The 17,024-nt window shown below is 72.3% G+C and carries 16 protein-coding genes and 1 pseudogene; 6 read left to right on the plus strand and 11 right to left on the minus strand.

Annotated features, from left to right (window positions below):
* Positions 1-269 precede the first annotated feature (269 nt).
* The 4 genes from EOE48_RS04890 to EOE48_RS04905 form a co-directional block, all read right to left on the minus strand.
* Complete coding sequence (locus EOE48_RS04890) at positions 270-1,508, minus strand: aminopeptidase (RefSeq protein WP_127727662.1); 1,239 nt, start codon at positions 1,506-1,508, stop codon at positions 270-272.
* 38 nt (positions 1,509-1,546) lie between these two features.
* Positions 1,547-1,858 (minus strand): DUF2218 domain-containing protein, encoded by a 312-nt coding sequence (locus tag EOE48_RS04895; RefSeq protein WP_127727663.1) that lies wholly within the window; start codon positions 1,856-1,858, stop codon positions 1,547-1,549.
* On the minus strand, positions 1,855-4,218 hold the full coding sequence (locus tag EOE48_RS04900) for a xanthine dehydrogenase family protein molybdopterin-binding subunit (RefSeq protein WP_127727664.1): 2,364 nt from the start codon (positions 4,216-4,218) through the stop codon (positions 1,855-1,857). The genes EOE48_RS04895 and EOE48_RS04900 overlap by 4 nt, the downstream gene beginning before the upstream one ends.
* A gap of 91 nt (positions 4,219-4,309) precedes the next feature.
* On the minus strand, positions 4,310-5,773 hold the full coding sequence (locus tag EOE48_RS04905; RefSeq protein ID WP_127727665.1) for an FAD-binding oxidoreductase: 1,464 nt from the start codon (positions 5,771-5,773) through the stop codon (positions 4,310-4,312).
* A 124-nt stretch (positions 5,774-5,897) separates the two neighbouring features.
* Here EOE48_RS04905 and EOE48_RS04910 point away from each other — a divergent pair, with 124 nt between their 5' ends.
* From EOE48_RS04910 to EOE48_RS30455, 5 genes and pseudogenes are all read left to right on the plus strand, one after another.
* Positions 5,898-6,596: a fumarylacetoacetate hydrolase family protein gene (locus EOE48_RS04910; protein ID WP_127727666.1), complete on the plus strand. Its 699-nt coding sequence runs from the start codon at positions 5,898-5,900 to the stop codon at positions 6,594-6,596.
* 54 nt (positions 6,597-6,650) lie between these two features.
* The gene (locus EOE48_RS04915) at positions 6,651-7,097 is read left to right on the plus strand and encodes an NUDIX domain-containing protein (protein WP_187371319.1); all 447 of its coding nucleotides are present in this window, start codon (positions 6,651-6,653) and stop codon (positions 7,095-7,097) included.
* Positions 7,098-7,224: 127 nt separating this feature from the next.
* Positions 7,225-7,845 (plus strand): helix-turn-helix domain-containing protein, encoded by a 621-nt coding sequence (locus EOE48_RS04920; RefSeq protein WP_127727667.1) that lies wholly within the window; start codon positions 7,225-7,227, stop codon positions 7,843-7,845.
* 107 nt (positions 7,846-7,952) lie between these two features.
* Positions 7,953-8,162 (plus strand): hypothetical protein, encoded by a 210-nt coding sequence (locus tag EOE48_RS04925; protein WP_127727668.1) that lies wholly within the window; start codon positions 7,953-7,955, stop codon positions 8,160-8,162.
* 9 nt (positions 8,163-8,171) lie between these two features.
* Positions 8,172-8,429 (plus strand): annotated as a pseudogene (locus EOE48_RS30455) (type II toxin-antitoxin system RelE/ParE family toxin); the annotation flags it as partial.
* A gap of 69 nt (positions 8,430-8,498) precedes the next feature.
* Here the strand turns inward: EOE48_RS30455 and EOE48_RS04935 are convergent.
* From EOE48_RS04935 to EOE48_RS04960, 6 genes are all read right to left on the minus strand, one after another.
* A complete protein-coding gene (locus EOE48_RS04935) occupies positions 8,499-9,110 on the minus strand; it encodes an ABC-type transport auxiliary lipoprotein family protein (protein WP_127727669.1) in 612 nt (203 codons plus the stop codon).
* Between the two features lie 109 nt (positions 9,111-9,219).
* Entirely contained in the window at positions 9,220-10,311 is a 1,092-nt protein-coding gene (locus EOE48_RS04940; RefSeq protein ID WP_127727670.1) for an MlaD family protein, read from the minus strand.
* Positions 10,312-10,436: 125 nt separating this feature from the next.
* Positions 10,437-11,183 carry an ABC transporter ATP-binding protein gene (locus EOE48_RS04945; RefSeq protein WP_246153966.1) on the minus strand — a complete coding sequence of 249 codons (747 nt, stop codon included), beginning with the start codon at positions 11,181-11,183 and terminating at the stop codon, positions 10,437-10,439.
* Positions 11,184-11,289: 106 nt separating this feature from the next.
* Positions 11,290-12,444 carry an ABC transporter permease gene (locus EOE48_RS04950; protein WP_127727671.1) on the minus strand — a complete coding sequence of 385 codons (1,155 nt, stop codon included), beginning with the start codon at positions 12,442-12,444 and terminating at the stop codon, positions 11,290-11,292.
* Positions 12,445-12,483: 39 nt separating this feature from the next.
* Positions 12,484-12,756: a hypothetical protein gene (locus EOE48_RS04955; protein ID WP_127727672.1), complete on the minus strand. Its 273-nt coding sequence runs from the start codon at positions 12,754-12,756 to the stop codon at positions 12,484-12,486.
* A 303-nt stretch (positions 12,757-13,059) separates the two neighbouring features.
* Positions 13,060-13,401: a hypothetical protein gene (locus tag EOE48_RS04960; protein WP_246153956.1), complete on the minus strand. Its 342-nt coding sequence runs from the start codon at positions 13,399-13,401 to the stop codon at positions 13,060-13,062.
* 114 nt (positions 13,402-13,515) lie between these two features.
* Here EOE48_RS04960 and phaC point away from each other — a divergent pair, with 114 nt between their 5' ends.
* Positions 13,516-15,309 (plus strand): class I poly(R)-hydroxyalkanoic acid synthase, encoded by a 1,794-nt coding sequence (gene phaC / locus EOE48_RS04965; RefSeq protein WP_127727673.1) that lies wholly within the window; start codon positions 13,516-13,518, stop codon positions 15,307-15,309.
* A gap of 39 nt (positions 15,310-15,348) precedes the next feature.
* On the opposite strand, the gene EOE48_RS04970 is transcribed toward phaC, so the two are convergent.
* Complete coding sequence (locus tag EOE48_RS04970; RefSeq protein WP_127727674.1) at positions 15,349-16,641, minus strand: OmpP1/FadL family transporter; 1,293 nt, start codon at positions 16,639-16,641, stop codon at positions 15,349-15,351.
* Positions 16,642-17,024: the final 383 nt, after the last annotated feature.

The raw sequence follows: 17,024 nt of genomic DNA on the forward strand, positions 1-17,024 counted from the left end.
TACAGTGGTGTGTGACCGGTGCGAACCCGGCTTCTCTCCCTGGCGAACCGACTCGCCGGACGTCGCTGGCCTCCACCGGTCCGCGACCACTGGGCGCCGAAGCCGACCGCGCCTATGCCGGACGGGTCGTGGCTGTGACGGGAAATCCCCGCTCCGAGACGACCCGCAGCGCCTCGATCCCCGGCACGCCCGTCGGCAAGACCTCGGCCCGGTGGCTGCCGGACCGCCCGCGGGTCATCGACGCGTCCTCGGCCGTGGCGTTCGTGCCGTCAATCCACCCACTCGCCCCGGCGCATCACCGGCTCGACGGTGCCGTCGAGGGAGACGCCGTCGACATCGACCTCGGCCGAGCCGATCATCCAGTCGATGTGGATGAGGCTGCGGTTGGCGCCGCGGGCGGTCAGGTCGTCCTCGCCGAAGTCGATGCCGCCATTGCGGAAGCACTTGCTGTAGGCCTGGCCCAGCGCGATGTGGCTCGCCGCGTTCTCGTCGTAGAGGGTGTTGAAGAACAAGAGCCCCGAGGCCGAGATCGGCGAGGAGGCCGGCACCAGCGCGACCTCGCCGAGGCGGCGGGCGCCCTCGTCGGTGTCGAGCACCTTGGCGAGCACGTCGCCGCCGGTGCGGGCCTTCGCCTCGACGATGCGGCCCTCCGCGAACCGCACGGCGATGTCCTCGATCAGGGTGCCCTGGTAGGATAGGGGCTTGGTCGCCGACACCGTGCCCTCGACCCGCAGGCGGTGGGGGGTGGTGAACACCTCCTCGGTCGGGATGTTGGCGTTGCAGACGATGCCGTTGCGGGCGGTCGTCGCGCCGCCGCACCATTCGTGGTCGTCGGCCAGCCCGACCGTCAGGTCGGTGCCCGGGCCGCGGAAGCGCAGGGCGGCGAAGCGGTGGCCGTTCAGCACCTCGGTCCGGCGCTGGAGCGCCCGGTTGTGCGCCGCCCAGGCGCCGACCGGATCCTCGCCCTCGATCCGCGAGGCGGCGAAGATCGCGTTCCACAGCCGGGCCACCGCCTCGTCCGGCGGCCGATCCGGGAAGACGGTGCGGGCCCAGGCCGGGGTGGCGGCCGAGACGATGGTCCAGTTGGTCGAGAAGTTGGCGATCAGTTCGAGCGCCGGCTGGTAGGCCCGGGAGCGGGCGCGGTTGGCCCGCGCCACCTTCTCGGTGTCCTGCCCGGCGAGCAGCGACGGGTCGTCGCCCGCGATGGCCAGCCGCGCGGCGCCGTTCCGGAACGCCTTGGCCATGCCCTCGTAGAGCCAGCCGGCGGCGGTGTCGAACGCCGCGTCGGGGGCGTGGGCGAAGCGCGCGAGGGTGGAGGCGTCGTCGCCGACGAGGGTCGTCACCAGGGAGGCGCCGGCCTTGTAGGCCTCGGCGGTGATGCAGCGGGCGAGCGGCAGCGCCTCGAGCGGTGCCGTCATCACCAGTTCTTGCCCCGGCCTCAGCCCGAGGCCGACCCGCACCGCCACCTCGGCGAGACGGTCGAGGCGAGGATCGTGGCTGGACGACATGCACTCATCTCCTTCGGCTGAACTGCCGTGATGCCCGGTCACACCACCCGCGTCCAGGCGATGCCGCCGAGATCCTCCCGGAACGCGAAGCGGGCGAGGTGCTCGGCGACCACGCCCTGCATCCGGGTCAGCGTCTCCAAGTCGGGGGCCGAGACCCGGAGCGTCAGCCCGTCCGGATCGGCCTCGAACGCCGCCGCCCGCCCGTCGCCGAACGGCACCGTGCCGCGCTCCGGCGAGAACGCGGTCTCGGGGAACTTGTGGCTCCAGTGCTTGCAGAGCTGGGTGAGGTAGCGGCTGGCATTCGGGGTCTCGACCCGGGCCTCCGAGGTCAGGGTGACGGGATCGCTCATGCGGCCTCCTGGGTGCCCGCCTCCTGCAACGCCGACCAGATCGCCAGCGGCGTCGCCGGCATGTTGAGGTGGGCGATGCCGCGCGGGCGTAGCGCATCGACGAGGGCGTTCATCACCGCCGGCAGCGAGCCGGCGCAGCCGGCCTCGCCGCAGCCCTTGACGCCGAGCGGGTTGGTGGTCGCCGGGACCGGGTGGCTGGCGAAGCCGACGCTCGGGGAATCGGAGGCCCGCGGCAGGCAGTAATCCATGAACGAGCCGGTCACGAGCTGGCCCTGCTCGTCGTAGGCGGTGCGCTCCATGAGCGCCTGCCCGATACCCTGGACGACGCCGCCGTGGATCTGGCCCTCGACCAGCATCGGGTTCACCACCGTGCCGAAATCGTTGACCGAGGTGTAGCGCACCACCGCGGCGACGCCGGTCTCGGGATCGACCTCGACCTCGGCGACGTGGCAGCCGTTCGGGAAGGCCGAGGGCGACTCCTTGTGGATGTGGGCGACGTCGAGGCTCCGCGGCGCCGCCGGGTCGGGCAGGCCGGCGCGCACCCGGGCGGCGAGGTCGATGAGGGCGATGCCGCGGTCGGTGCCGGCGATGACGAAGCGGCCGTCGCGGAACTCGATGTCGCCGGGCCCGGCCTCCAGCACCGAGGCGGCGGCCTCGCGGCCCTTCTCGATCACAAGGTCGCCGGCCTCGACGATCGCCGCGCCGCTCGCCATCAGCGACTTCGAGCCGCCCGTGCCGCCGCCGGCGATGAGCTGGTCGCTGTCGCCCTGGAGCAGCCGGATCCGGTCGACGGGGATGCCGAGACGGTCGTGCAGCACCTGGGCGAACGGGGTGGCGTGGCCCTGGCCGTAATCGAGGGTGCCGGTGAGGATCGTCACCGTGCCGTCCTCCTCGAAGCGGATGCCGCCCATCTCGTTGGTCGGCGGCGCGGTGATCTCGAGATAGTCGCCGATGCCGATGCCGCGCAGCTTGCCCGCCGCCTCGCTCTCGGCCCGGCGGGCGGAGAACCCGTCCCAGTCGGCGGCGGCGAGCGCCCGGTCGAGGACCGCCGGGAAGTCGCCGCTGTCGTAGGTCATGCCCGAGGGAGCCCGGTACGGCATGTCCTCGGGCCGGATGTGGTTGAGCCGCCGCAGGGCGACCCGGTCGCGGCCGGTCTCGGCGGCAGCGGTGTCGATCAGGCGCTCGATGAAGTAGTTGCCCTCCGGCCGGCCGGCGCCGCGATAGGCGCCGATCGGCGTGGTGTTGGTGAACAGGCAGGCGATCGCCACGTCATAGACCGGGGTGCGGTACACCCCGACCATGTTGCGGGCGATGTTGATGGTCTGGAACAGCGGCGAGAGCGGGTTGAGGTAGCCGCCCATGTTGGCGACGCCCCGGAGCCGGTAGGCGAGGAAGCGCCCTTCGGCGTCGAGGGCGAGTTCGGCATCGACCGCGACGTCGCGGCCGTGATGGTCGGAGAGGAAGCTCTCGGAGCGCTGGTCGGTCCACCTCACCGGCCGCCCGAGCACCTTCGCGGCGTGCAGGAGAGGCAGGTATTCCGGATAGACCGGCGCCTTCATGCCGAACGAGCCGCCGACATGGCCGGTGAGCACCCGCACCTGCTCGCGCGGCAGCTTCAGCACCCCGTCGGCGAGGCCGTTGCGCAGGCCGAACACGCCCTGCGAGCCGACATGCAGGGTGAAGCGCCCGCTCTCGGCCTCGTGCACGCCGATCGCGGCGCGCGGCTCCATCGGGTTGATGACGAGGCGGTTGTTGATGAGCGGCAGCCGGGTGACGTGGGCGGCCCCGGCGAAGGCCGCCTCGGTCGCGGCGGCGTCGCCGGTGCGGAAATCGAGGGCGAGGTTGCCCGGCACGTCGTCGTAGAGCAGCGGCGCGCCCTCGGCGGCGGCTTCTTCCGGCGTCGTCACCACCGGCAGGTCGGTGATGGCGAGCACCACCGCCTCGGCGGCGTCGCGGGCCCCGGCCAGGGTCTCGGCGACGACCAGCGCCACTGGCTCGCCGACGTAGCGCACCTTGCCGGTGGCGAGGGAGGGCTGGGCCGGCTTGCGCATGTCGCTGCCGTCCTGGTTCTTGAACGGCAGCCCGTTGCCGATCCCGCCGTAGCCGTCGAGGTCGGCGGCCGTCAGCACCGCCAGCACGCCCGGCAGCGCGAGCGCCGCCTCGGCGTCGATCCCGTCGAGGATCCCGTGGGCGACCGGGCTTCGCACGAACACGCCGTAGACCTGCCCGTCGAGGGCGAGGTCGTCGGTGTAGCGCCCCTCGCCGCGCACCAGCACCGGATCCTCGGCGCGGGGCACCGGCTGCCCAATGCCGAATTTCTGCGGGGAGGCGAAGTCGCGGGCGTCGGGACGGGCGTTCATGCCGGGCTCTCCGGGAGAGGATGCCGCTTCCAGCTAGCGATCCGCGAAAATCCTGCAACCCGCCCGCGGGCGGGGCTGACCGGCTTCGCCGTCAGGTCTGACCGTGGGGAAAAGGCGCCGGAACCTCGTCGCGGGGTGCAAGAATCTTGCCCGGGTCGACAAGAACCTTGCCCGGGTTGAGGAGGCCCTGCGGATCGAGCGCCTGCTTGAGCCGCCGCATCAGGTCGAGGGCGACCGGGTCCTTGTAGCGCGAGAGCTCGTCGCGCTTGATCATCCCGACCCCGTGCTCGGCGGCGATCGAGCCGTCGAAGGCGTGGACGATGTCGTGGACGATGCGGTTGAAGCGCGGCCACAGGGCCAGGAACTCCGCCTTGTCCATCCCGACCGGCTGGGTGAGGTTGAAGTGGATGTTGCCGTCGCCGAGATGGCCGAAGGCGCAGACCCGCACCCCCGGCAGGTCGGCCTCGCAGGCGGCGGTGGCGCGCTCCAGGAACTCGGCGACCCGCGAGACCGGCACCGCGACGTCGTGCTTGATCGAGCCGCCCTCGTGGCGCTGGACCTCGGACAGGCTCTCGCGCAGCGACCACAGGGCGGCCGCCTGGGCGGCGCTCGCCGCGATCGTCGCGTCCTCGGCGAGGTCCGCCTCCAGGGCGGAGGCGAGCATCGCCTCCAACTCGGCCGGCGCGTCGGGGCCGGCGGAGGAGAGTTCGACCAGCGCGTAGCCGGCATGCTCCCCGGCAAGCGGACGGCGGGCGCCGGCGGCGTGGCGCAGCACGATCTCCAGCCCGAAGCGCGGCACGTACTCGAAGGCGGTGAGCCGCCCGCCGGCGCGCTCGCGCAGGTGCGAGAACAGCTCCAGGGCGGCATGCGGCGAGGCGAGGCCGAGCCACGCCGTCGCCGTCGAGGCCGGGCGCGGAAACAGCTTCAGCACCGCCGCCGTGATGATGCCGAGCGTCCCTTCCGAGCCGATGAACAGATTCCGCAGGTCGTAGCCGGTATTGTCCTTGCGCAGGCCCTTGAGCCCGCTCCAGACCTGCCCGTCGGCGAGCACGACTTCGAGGCCGAGCACGAGTTCGCGGGCGTTGCCGTAGGCGAGCACCGCGGTGCCGCCGGCATTGGTCGCGAGGTTGCCGCCGATGCGGCACGAGCCTTCCGAGGCCAGCGAGAGCGGAAACAGCAGCCCGGCCCGCTCGGCCTCCTCCTGGACGCGGGCGAGGATGCAGCCGGCCTCGACCGTGAGCGTCGCGTTCAGCGGATCGACCGCCCTCACCCGGTCGAGGCGGGCGAGTGACAGGACGATTCCGCCCTGCGGCACCCCGCCGCCGACGAGGCCGGTATTGCCGCCCTGGGCCACCACCGGCACGCCGGCCGCCGCGCAGGCCCGCACCGCGAAGGCGACCTCCCCGGTGTCGCGCGGGCGCAGCACCGCGAGCGCCCGGCCCTGGTAGAGCCCGCGGGTCTCGGCGAGGTGGGTCGCCATCGCGTCCGGTGCGGTGAGGACCTGGGCCGGCCCGAGGCGGGCCGCGAGGGTGTCGAGGAGGGCGCTGGGCGTCATGGCTGCAGGGCGGCGGCAGGATTGCGGGCACCGTGGCGGCACCGGGATAGCGCCGGGCGGGGAGGGCCTCTAGATAGCCCTCGGGCCCCGCTTTCCCAAGGCGGCGCAACGTCCTGAGGCGTCCATGCTCTCCGTGATCCCCAACCCGCCGCGCACCACGCTTCCGATCCGCGGCACCGAGGACCTGTTTCCGGTGCGGCGGGTCTACTGCGTCGGGCGCAACTTCGCCGCCCACGCCCGCGAGATGGGCGCCGACCCGACCCGCGAGCCGCCGTTCTTCTTCATGAAGCCCGCCGACGCGCTGCAAGTGGTGCCGGACGGCGAGACGGTCGATCATCCCTATCCGCCGAAGACCGCGAACTATCACCACGAGGTCGAGCTGGTGGTCGCCCTCGGCCAGGGCGGCCGCGACATCCCGGTCGAGAGCGCCCTCGACCACGTCTTCGGCTACGCCGTCGGCCTCGACATGACCCGGCGCGACCTCCAGGACGACGCCAAGGCGCTGCGGCGGTCGTGGGAACTCGGCAAGGCGGCGGACCTCTCGGGCCCGGTCGGCGTCCTGCGTCGCGCCGCCGAGATCGGCCACCCGGACAAGGGCGCCATCACCCTGTCGGTCGACGGCGCCCTGCGCCAGAAGGGCGACCTGTCCGACATGATCTGGTCGGTGGCCGAGCAGATCGCCTACCTGTCGACCTACTTCGCCCTGGAGCCGGGCGACGTGATCTTCGCCGGGACGCCGGAGGGCGTCGGCGCCGTCGCGCGCGGCCAGACCATGGTCGGGGCGATCGAGGGCGTCGGCGAGATCCGCCTGACGGTGGTCTGAGGCGCCGTGCGGCGGCGGACCGAGGCGCTGCGGCGCCGCTCGCAGCGCCTGCTGATGCGCGGCGCCCACCTCGTGTGGCGCGTCTCGCGCGGCATGACGCTCGGCGTGCGCGGCGCCGCCATCGACCCCGAGGGCCGGGTCTGCCTCATCCGCCACACCTACCTGCCGGGCTGGTACCTGCCCGGCGGCGGCGTCGAGCCGGGCGAGACCGCGGTCGAGGCGCTGACCCGGGAATTCGCCGAGGAGGCGGAGGTGGTGCTCGATCCGGCGGTTGCGCCGGTGCTGCACGGCTTCTACCTCAACGACCGGGCCACCGCCCGCGACCACGTCGCGCTCTACGTCGCCCGCGCCTTCACGGTGCGGGCGCCGAAGCGCCCGGACCGGGAGATCGCCGAGGCCGGCTTCTTTCCCCTCGACGCCCTGCCCGAGGGGACCACCCCGGCGACCCGGGCGCGACTCGCCGAGATCACTGCGGGAACGCCGCCCGCGACCCGCTGGTGATGCAGCGAAATCGGGTTCCGCGACCGCCTGCGCCCTTGCACCCTGGACCCGTTTGCGTTTGATGGAGCGTACGGACGTTCGGAATGCGGAACGGCCGGGGCGGAGTCGAACGGTGCGAGGGGCGGTCATGGGCGTCGAGCGGGGGCGTGAGCGCACCAGGGACCTGATCACCGGCGCGCAGGTCCTGTCGGGCCAGCTCGGCAAGACGATCCAGCGCCTGCGCAAGGCCTACAACCTGTCGCTGTCGGAACTCGCCGAGCAGTCGGGCGTGGCGAAGTCGATCATCAGCCAGATCGAGCGCAACGAGACCAACCCGACCCTCGCGACGATCTGGCGCCTGAGTCAGGCGCTCGACGTGTCGATCGAGCGGGTGCTCGCCACCGGCGACGAGGAACCGTTCATCGAGAAGTCGTCGAAGGCCGACACGCCGATCCTCGTCTCCGACGACGGCCGGATGCGGCTGGCGATCATCGGCTGGATCAAGACCGTCGAGTGGCTGCAATGGTACGACCTCTCGGCCGATCCCGGCGGCGAACTCGATTCCGACGCCCATCAGCGCGGCTCGGTCGAGTGTCTGTCGGTGATCGAGGGCGAGTTCGAGGTTGACGTGGCCGGCACGGTGCAGCGGGCGCGGGCCGGCGAGACCCTGCGCTACCGCTGCGACCGGCCCCACACCGTGCGCTGCACCGGCGACAAGCCCGGCCGGGCCACCATGGTGGTCATCATGAAGGCGGCGGTGATGGAGTAGGGGGCGTCCGGTCCGGTCACCGCATTCCGTTCAACGGTCCCCGGATCGGGCATGTCCGCCGCTGTACGCACGGCGTCGGAGGCGTCACGCTGCGGCTGGAGCTGGTGATGCCGAAGACCGACCTCAGATGGCACGATCAGGAGCCTTCGGCAGAGGGCGAACGTTTAAGGCGTGAGCGCCACATGCTCGCGGCCGCCGAAGACGACCTGAATGCGGGCCGCGTCATCGAAGGGGATGAAGCCGAAGCATGGCTTCGGGCCTGGGCAGGCGGCGGGGACGCAGCGACGCCGAAGCGACAGGGTGGCGACCGGGGCTGATCCCTCACCGTGCCGTACCGCCTCCGCATCACCGATGCAGCGCGCAGGGATCTAGCCGAGGCGCGCCGATGGTTGACGCAGGCCGGGGCAGGCCCAAGGGCTACGAACCGCCTGGATCATATCCGGCGCGCCATCCTGGTTCTGGCGGACGATCCTCTTCTATGGCCCGAAAGCGAGCATGCGGGCTATCGTGCCCGCAGCGTCGCGCGACACAGGATCATCGATCGCGTCGATGTCCCGTCACGGTCCGGCTCGGGGATCGTCACCGTCATGCGCGTCTTCGGGCCGGGCCAGAGCCAGGACGTGCTCCGAACGCCCAGGACGCCGATCCTGGCCTCACCCCCCGGCGCCGACCCACCGCACCACGTCGGCGAGCACGATCGACAGGGCGCGGTCGAGGCCGTTGGCGGCCTGGGGCGCGGCGACCTGCTCGACCGGGACCCGGGCCTGGAACACCCGCGCCGCCGTGACGGTGCCGGTGGAGTCCTGCACGAGCTTCACCGACAGGTCGACCACCGCCTCGCGGCTCGGCGCCACGATGTCGAAGGCGCGGATGTCGCTGACCAGGATGATGTCGGCCGCGACCTTGTCGCCCGGGCGCCCGACCGAGCGCAGGCGGCCGGCATTCTCGAGGCTCTGGATCAGCCGGGTCTGGATCAGCCGCGGCAGGCGGTCGGCCCACTGGCCGCCGCCGAGGAACGACACCGTCCCGCCGGCCCGCACGATGATCCGGTCGGCCTCGAACGGCTGGATGCCGACCGGCTCGGCGACGACGATCGAGCGGCGCGCGGCTCCCGCCCGCGCCGCGCCGGGCAGGGCGGTGAGGTCGAAGGTCGTCGGCACCGCGCCGCCGCAGCCGGCGAGGGCGAGCACGAGCCCGGCCGCCGCCAGCAGGGACGACGGAGCGCGACGGGGCGCCGGAGGGAACGGGACGGGACGGCAGGTCATCATTGCGGAATTCGGGCCACCTAGCCCAGGGGACATAGGCGAGTCGTCCTAACGAAGCACCGAGGCGGAGCAGATCCCGGGCCGCTTCCGGTCCGGGCCGGGCCGAAAGCTACCGCCCGTTGTATTCGGGCAACGACGGCTTGCCGCCGAAGATCACCTGCGACGGGTCGCGCTCGATGCTGCGCACGGCGCTGTTGAGGGTGCTGAGGGTGCGCTGGCCGTCGGTCGAGAGGGTCTGCACCTCGCGTCGGCCGGCGCCGCTCAGCCGGCTGACGCTGGTGGCCAGCGTCGCGGTGCGCTTGTCGAGGTTCTCCGACATCAGCCGGAAGGCGCGGCCCGCATCGCGCACCGAGACCGCCGCCTCCTGGATGTCGGTGAAGGCGCTGCGGCCCTGCTCGCCGGAGGCCGAGCCGAGGAAGCTCTGCGCACCCTTCAGCACCGCGTCGATGCGGTCGGCCGAGGCGTTGAGCTTGGCGGCGAGGGAGCGGGCGTGGGGGGGGGGGGGGGGGGGGGCGGGCGCCCCGTCCGGCGAGGCCGCCGCGAGGGCGGCCGAGAACCGGTCGGCGTTGTCGATCAGGCTGCCGAGCTTGCGCCCGTCCACCGCCTTGACCAGGGCGTCGAGGGCGGGGGCGCTGTCGCTGAGCGTCTTCGAGAAGGTCTCGACGTTGGCGAGCGTGCGGTTGATCGCGCCCTCGTTGCCGGCCACGACCCGGTCGAGGCGCTGGAGCATGTCGTCGGCGCGCTGGGCGATCGCCCGGGCGCTCTGCATCAGGTCCTGGATGTCGGAGGCGTCGGCGAAGATCGTCGGGAGCGGGTCGTTGGCGTTGGCCGCGAGCGGCGGCGCGTCGGCGCTGCCCCCGACGAGGGAGATCGAGGCGATGCCGGTCAGCATCGCCATGTCGAGGCGCGCGCGGGTATCGGCGCGCAGGGGCGTGGTCGGGTCGAGGGCGGCGAGCGCCATCACCCGGCGCGGGTCCTGGGGCAGGAGCTGCACGTCGGTGACCTCGCCGACCCGGATGCCGTTGAAGGTGACGACCGAGCCCTTGGCGAGGCCGCCGACGCCGCCGGAAAAGACGATCCGCACCGGCAGCCGGGCTTGGTTCGAGGCGCGGCCGCCGAGCCAGAACGCGAAGGCGAAGCCCAGCACGATCACCAGCAGCGTGAAGGCGCCGATCAGGAGGTTGTTGGCGCGGGTTTCCATGCCTTACCCGTTTGCGTTCGCGCGCGGGGCCGTGCCGGCTCCGGCGGGCCCGTGCGGGCGGGGTCTCGGGGTGAGATCGGGAAGGCTACGCTCCGATCCCGGTTCGGGTTGTGCGCGCCCGCACATCAGCTCGGCCGTGCCGCCGCGTGCGGCGGCGCGCCGGGCACGAGCCCCGGCGGCAGCGCCGCCCGGGCGCGCTTGCCGTGGAAGTAGGCGCGCAGCCAGGGATGCTCGTGGGCGAGCATCGCCTCGATCGGCCCTTCGGCGATGATCTGGCCGTCGCCGAGCGCGGCGATGCGGTCGCAGGCGGTGGTGAGGCTGTCGAGGTCGTGGGTGACCATGAACACCGTCAGGCCGAGCGTCTTCTGCAGGGTCGCGACGAGGTCGTCGAACTCGCCGGCGCCGATCGGGTCGAGGCCGGAGGTCGGCTCGTCGAGGAACAGCACTTCGGGGTCGAGGGCGAGCGCCCGGGCCAGTGCCGCGCGCTTGATCATGCCGCCGGAGAGTTCCGAGGGCAGCTTGTCGGCGGCGTCGGGCTTGAGCCCGACCATCGCGATCTTGAGCCGGGCGAACTCGTCGAGCAGGCGCTCGGAGAGGTCGAGGTGCTCGCGCATCGGCACCTGGATGTTCTGCTTGACGGTGAGCGCCGAGAACAGGGCGCCCTGCTGGAACAGCACGCCCCAGCGCCGCTCCAGCACCCGGCGGCGGGCCAGCGAGAGCCCGTCCACGTCCTCGCCGAAGATCTCGATCGTGCCCGAGCGCTTCGGCACCAGCCCGAGGATGGTGCGGGTGAGGACGGACTTGCCCTGGCCCGACGGCCCGACGAAGCCGAGGATCTCGCCCCGGCGGATGTCGAGGTCGAGGCCCTTCATGACGATGCGGTCGCCGAAGCCCACGACGAGGTCGCGCACGCGGATGATCGCGTCGCGCGGCGGCGGGGACGGGAGGGGGTGCGGATCCGGCACGGGAGCGAGCGTCTCAGACGTCGAGGGCCGCGAAGAACACGGCGAAGAGGCCATCCAACACGATGACCATGAAGATTGACTTCACGACTGAGGCGGTGACGTGGCGGCCGAGCGATTCGGCCGAGCCCGCGACCGCGAAGCCCTCGATCGACGCGATGATGCCGATGACCAGCGCCATGAACGGCGCCTTGATGAGCCCGATGGCGACGTGGCGGAAGGTGATGACGTTCTGGAGCCGCGACAGGAACGCGTCCACCGACAGCCCGCCGTAGAGCAGCGAGGTCAGGGCGCCGCCGGCCAGCGCCGCGAGGTCGGCCAGGAAGGCGAGCAGCGGCAGCGCCAGCATCAGGGCGAGGATGCGCGGCACGATCAGGATCTCGATCGGGTCGAGGCCCATCACCCGCAGGGCGTCGACCTCCTCGCGCATCCGCATCGAGCCGATCTCGGCGGTGAAGGCCGAGCCGGAGCGGCCCGCCACCATGATCGAGGTCAGCAGCACCCCGAGCTCGCGCAGGGTGAGGATGCCGATCATGTTGACCACGAAGGTCTGGGCGCCGAAGCGCTGGAGCTGGATGATGCCCTGCTGGGTCACGATGCAGCCGACCAGGAACGCGATCAGCATGATGATCGGCGTGCCGTTGAAGGCGATCTGCTGCATCTGGTTGACCAGCGCCGCGCCCCGGAAGGTGCGCGGCCGGGCCATCACCCGCAGGCAGCCGGCGACGACCTCGCCGAGGAAGGCGATGCCCGCCAGGACCTCGCCGCCGAGGCGGCGCACCCCGCCGCCGAGGGCGACGACCGGGTCGAGGAGGCTGCGCGGCCGGCGCGGCGGCGGCGCCTCGGGCTCGCGGTAGCCGACCTCGCGCAGGAGGATGCGGTGCTCGGGCGCGGCGCCGCCGTAGACGACCGAGCGGCCGGCCTGTTCCAGGTCGCCGCGCGCCCGTTCGAGCACCCAGGCGCCCAGGGTGTCGAGGCGTTCCAGGCCCGCGAGGTCGATGACCATCCGCCCGTCGGCCCCGCCGCGCACGAGGCGGTCGGCCGCCGCCTCGACGGCGGGGGCCTGATCGGCGGTCCAGCGGCCGGCGAGCCGCGCCCGCACGCCGTCCGCCCCGCGCTCCAGGGCGATGCCGGCGGCACCGTCCCGGCGCGTGCTCGCATCCGTAGCCACGGACCCTCCTCGACCCGACCCTTCCCCTCGTGGCCCCGCTTATACCCCCGCCGGGCAAGCGGTGACAAACCACGGCGGACGGGATTCGAACGGCGCGCCCCGGCCGCCGGCGAGGGCCGCCAGCGTCGGGCGCGGCCGGGACCGGCGGCCGCCCGGGGCGTTGTCGTTGGCGCCCCGCGTCGGCATCTCGACGAAGAGGTCGAGGATGTCGACGACGTGGACGACGCCGCCGCAGGGCGGGGCGGCGGCCCGGCGCAGGCGGGGGTGGCGGCGCGCGCGCCCGGCTCGGCGGGTCTTGCGGGGGTGGGGCATGGCCTCGGGCCTCCTGTGGTGGCCGGCCGGAGCGAAGGACCGGCCGATCCGCCGAGACTTCCCCGAAACCCTCCCGGCGCCCGTGCGCGCCGGCACGCGGGCACGGCGCAAAGCCCCCTTGGGGGTGCCGCTGCGCACGCGGTCGCGAGCCGGCGTCGCGCCGGTGACCCGAAACCGCGGGGGGCGGGGTCGGTTCCGGTGCCGGCCCTACGCCGTTGGAAGCCCCGGTCCGGGGCACCGCGATTCCGGTGATCCTGCCCGGGCGGGGAGATGCCTGCGGCGCCCGGCGGTGCTATCCCTGCGTCAGGGGGCGGGGCCGACCGGACGGGCGGCGTCGCGGCCCCGGGCCTCGTTGCGGCGCCGGCTCGCCTCGAGGTCGGCTTCGAGGTCCTTCACCCCGGCGGCCGACTTGGCCCGGATCTCGCGGGGCGGGGCGGAGACGCCCACCGGCAGGAAGTCGCCGCCCTCGCGGCGGGAGGCAGCGACGAAGTCCGGCGCCTCGACCGGCTTGGGGGCGAAGCCGGCCGACTTGATCCCGTCCCGGATGCCGCTGCCGTCGAGGACGCAGCCGCCGAGGCCGAGGAGGGCGGCGAGCGCGACCAGCGCCGGGCGCGGGTCACGGGACAGGGGACGCGGAAGCGGCATGGAAACGAACAAAACCCGGGAGGGACGTCTGGTGGAACTGCTTCGTGGCGCATTACTTTGTCGGAAAGGCGGCCCGCTCCGGGGGACCGCCCACGATCAGGGAGGAGATGACGCGTGACGGTCGAGAAGATCGCGACCCCTGTCGCCGACGTGGAGGCCCTGTCGCGGAACGCCAGCCTCCTGGTCGAGGAGTTCGGCCGGGCCGCGCTCGCCTACGCCAAGCCGCTGGAGGAGGGCAAGCCGAACACCGCGATGGCCGAGAGCGTCGGCGAGGTGGTGCGCACCCTCGGGACGGTCGCCGAGCGGTGGTTCGCCGACCCGCAGAAGGCGGCCGAGGCCCAGACCCTGCTCGGCGGGCAATTCCTCGCCCTGTGGGGCTCGACCCTGCAGAAGATGCAGGGCGAGTCGACGCTGCCGGTGGCGATGCCCGACCCGCGCGACAGGCGGTTCGCGGCGCCCGAATGGTCGAGCAACCCGATGTTCGACTTCATCAAGCAGAGCTACCTCATCACCTCGCGCTGGGCCGAGATCCTCGTCGACGAGGCCGACGGGCTCGACGAGCACACCCGGGCCAAGGCGCAGTTCTACGTCCGGCAGCTCTCCGGGGCGCTGTCGCCGACGAACTTCCTGATGACCAACCCGGAGCTGATCCGCGACACCCTGCGCGAGGGCGGGGCCAACCTCGTGCGCGGCATGAAGATGCTCGCCGAGGACGTCGAGGCCGGCAAGGGCGAGCTGCGCATGCGCCAGACCGACCCGAGCCGGTTCGAGGTCGGGGTCAACCTCGCCACGACGCCGGGCGAGGTGGTGTTCCGCAACGACCTGATCGAGCTGATCCAGTACGCGCCCCGGACCGAGACGGTGCTGAAGCGCCCGCTCCTGATCGTGCCGCCGTGGATCAACAAGTTCTACATCCTCGACCTCAACCCGGAGAAGAGCTTTATCGGCTGGGCGGTGTCGCAGGGGCTGACCGTCTTCGTGATCTCCTGGGTCAACCCGGACGCGCGCCACGCCACCAAGGACTTCGAGAGCTACATGCGCGAGGGCGTCTTCGCCGCCCTCGACGCGATCGAGGAGGCGACCGGCGAGCGCCGGGTCACCGCGGCGGGCTACTGCGTCGGCGGCACGCTGCTCGCCGTGACGCTGGCCTACATGGCGGCGACGAACGACGACCGGATCGAGAGCACGACCTTCCTGACGACCCAGGTCGACTTCACCCATGCCGGCGACCTCAAGGTGTTCGTCGACGAGCCGCAGATCGCCGCGATCGAGGCCGGCATGCAGAACGTCGGCTATCTCGAAGGCTCGAAGATGGCCAACGCCTTCAACATGCTGCGGCCGAACGACCTGATCTGGCCCTACTTCGTCAACAACTACCTCAAGGGCAAGGCGCCGCTGCCCTTCGACCTTTTGTACTGGAACTCCGACGCGACCCGGATGCCGGCCGCCAACCACTCGTTCTACCTGCGCAACTGCTACCTGGAGAACCGGCTGTCGCGCGGCGAGATGCGGCTCGGCAACGTCTCGCTCGACCTGTCGAAGGTGACGATGCCGGTCTTCAACCTCGCGACCCGCGAGGACCACATCGCCCCGGCGCTGTCGGTGTTCGAGGGCTGCCGCGCCTTCGGCGGGCCGGTCGAGTACGTCATGGCCGGCTCGGGCCACATCGCCGGCGTCGTCAACCCGCCCGGCAAGGTCAAGTACCAGTATTGGACTGGCGGCCCGGCGCACGGCGAACTCGGCGACTGGGTCCGGGCGGCGACCGAGCATCCGGGCTCGTGGTGGCCCTACTGGTTCTCCTGGATCGAGGCGCAGAACCCCGAGCGGGTGCCGGCGCGCGAGCCCGGCGGCGGCCGCCTGCCCTCGCTCGGACCGGCGCCCGGCACCTACGTGCGCGAACGGGCGTGACGTCCGGCGCCGCCCCGGTCCCGGGGCGGCGCCGCAGGCTCAGTACTTGCGGACGACCGGCGCCGGCTCGACAATCGCGGCCGGCGTGTCCCAGCGGTACTTCAGGCCGACCGAGACGATGTCGGCGCTGGTACTGGCGGTGGCGATGTAGGCCAGGGGCGCGATGTAGGACGGCTCGCCCGGCACCAGGGCGAGGCGGATCGGGCTGGCCTGGAAGATGTGGGTGTAGCCGAGGTCGAACTGGATCTTCTCGCTGTAGCGGTAGCTCACGCCGCCCGAGAGGTGGAAGCGGTCGCCGTCCGGCAGGCGAGGGGTGCGGTTGGCCACCGTGATCGGGGAGATCTCGTAGGCGAAGCCGGCCCGGGCGGTCCATTGCGGCGTCAGGTCGACCTCGCCGCCGACGGCGTAGTAGAACCCGTCGCGGTAGTTGAGCGGCAGCGAGGACACCGGCCGCCCGCTCGCCAGCAGCGTGATCGCCGGCGTGCCGATCCTCGACCAGTTGTCCCACTCGAAGCCGAAATTGACCCGCATCGTCGGCGTCAGCGCCTGGGTCAGGCCGACCGAGACCTTTTCGGGCGTGTTGAGGTTGGCGCCGATCTGGCCGATCGGCGAGGCCGAGCCTTCGAGGTCGTGATGGATCGACGAGCGGTAGCCGATGCCGACCGTGGTGCCGGCCGAGGGCTGGATCAGCACGCCGGCGGTGAAGCCGACGCCCCAGTCGTCGCCCTTGAGGAAGGCGCTCGGCGCCGTCGGGGCGATGCCGGTGGCCTGGCGCAGGGTGATGCGGAAGTATTCCGCCACCGGGCCGGCGGCGACCGACAGCCAGTCGGTGACCCTGACGCCGATCACCGGGTTGAAGTTCAGCGAGAACACCCGCGACGAGCGCCCGTAGACCTGCCCGGCCGAGACGACGTTGGGCTTGGTGATGAGGCCGAACGGTGCGGTGCCGGACAGGCCGACGAACAGCCGGTCGCCGAGCTGGTAGTTCGCGTAGGTCGAGGCGAGCACCGCCGACTGGCCGATGTCGCCGGATTCGCCGAGGCGCTGGAGCGGCGGGAACGTGCCGGGCTGGGTGCGCAGCTCCGCCTGCGGGATGATGAGCGCGGCGTTGAAGTCGGAGTTCCAGCCCGGCTTCATCGTCACGACGGCCGGGTTCCAGAACATCGACGACAGGCCGCCCGAGCCCGACGCGGCGCCCGCGAACGCCATGCCCTGCGCCTGGGCGCTCTGCTCGCGGATCCCGAAGGCGCCGGCCCGCGCCTCGCCGCCCGGCGCCAGGACGAGCGCCGCCGCGACGCCCGCCGGAATGAGCGTCGTCCACCGATTCGTCATTGGGGTTTCCTCGTCCCGCTCTCGTACCGTTTGACAGGGGATGTCGCCACTCCTGCACGGCTTGGCCGAGATCCTGCCGGTTCGCGCGCCGGTCGGCAACGCCGCGTCGAGTTTCGTCCCGGCGTATCGCCGCAAGTTGCGGTGACAGGAAAATCGGACGGAGACTTGTCGGTGGCTTCGTCGACTTATGCAGGCAAGTCTGTCTCTGCCCATCCCGAACAAAGACTTTCATGATCCAAAGTAAGACTGGGCATGATCGTTCGCGATTTGCCCGCATCTGTGGCCTGCGGGCCACGTCCCGGGGCGGGGAAAAAGCCCCGCCCGGCGCTTGCGGGTTGCGGCGGGGGCCGCCAATGTCCGGGGCGCCACGGACCGCGTCCCCG

Source organism: Methylobacterium oryzihabitans, from assembly GCF_004004555.2.
Classification (GTDB): domain Bacteria; phylum Pseudomonadota; class Alphaproteobacteria; order Rhizobiales; family Beijerinckiaceae; genus Methylobacterium; species Methylobacterium oryzihabitans.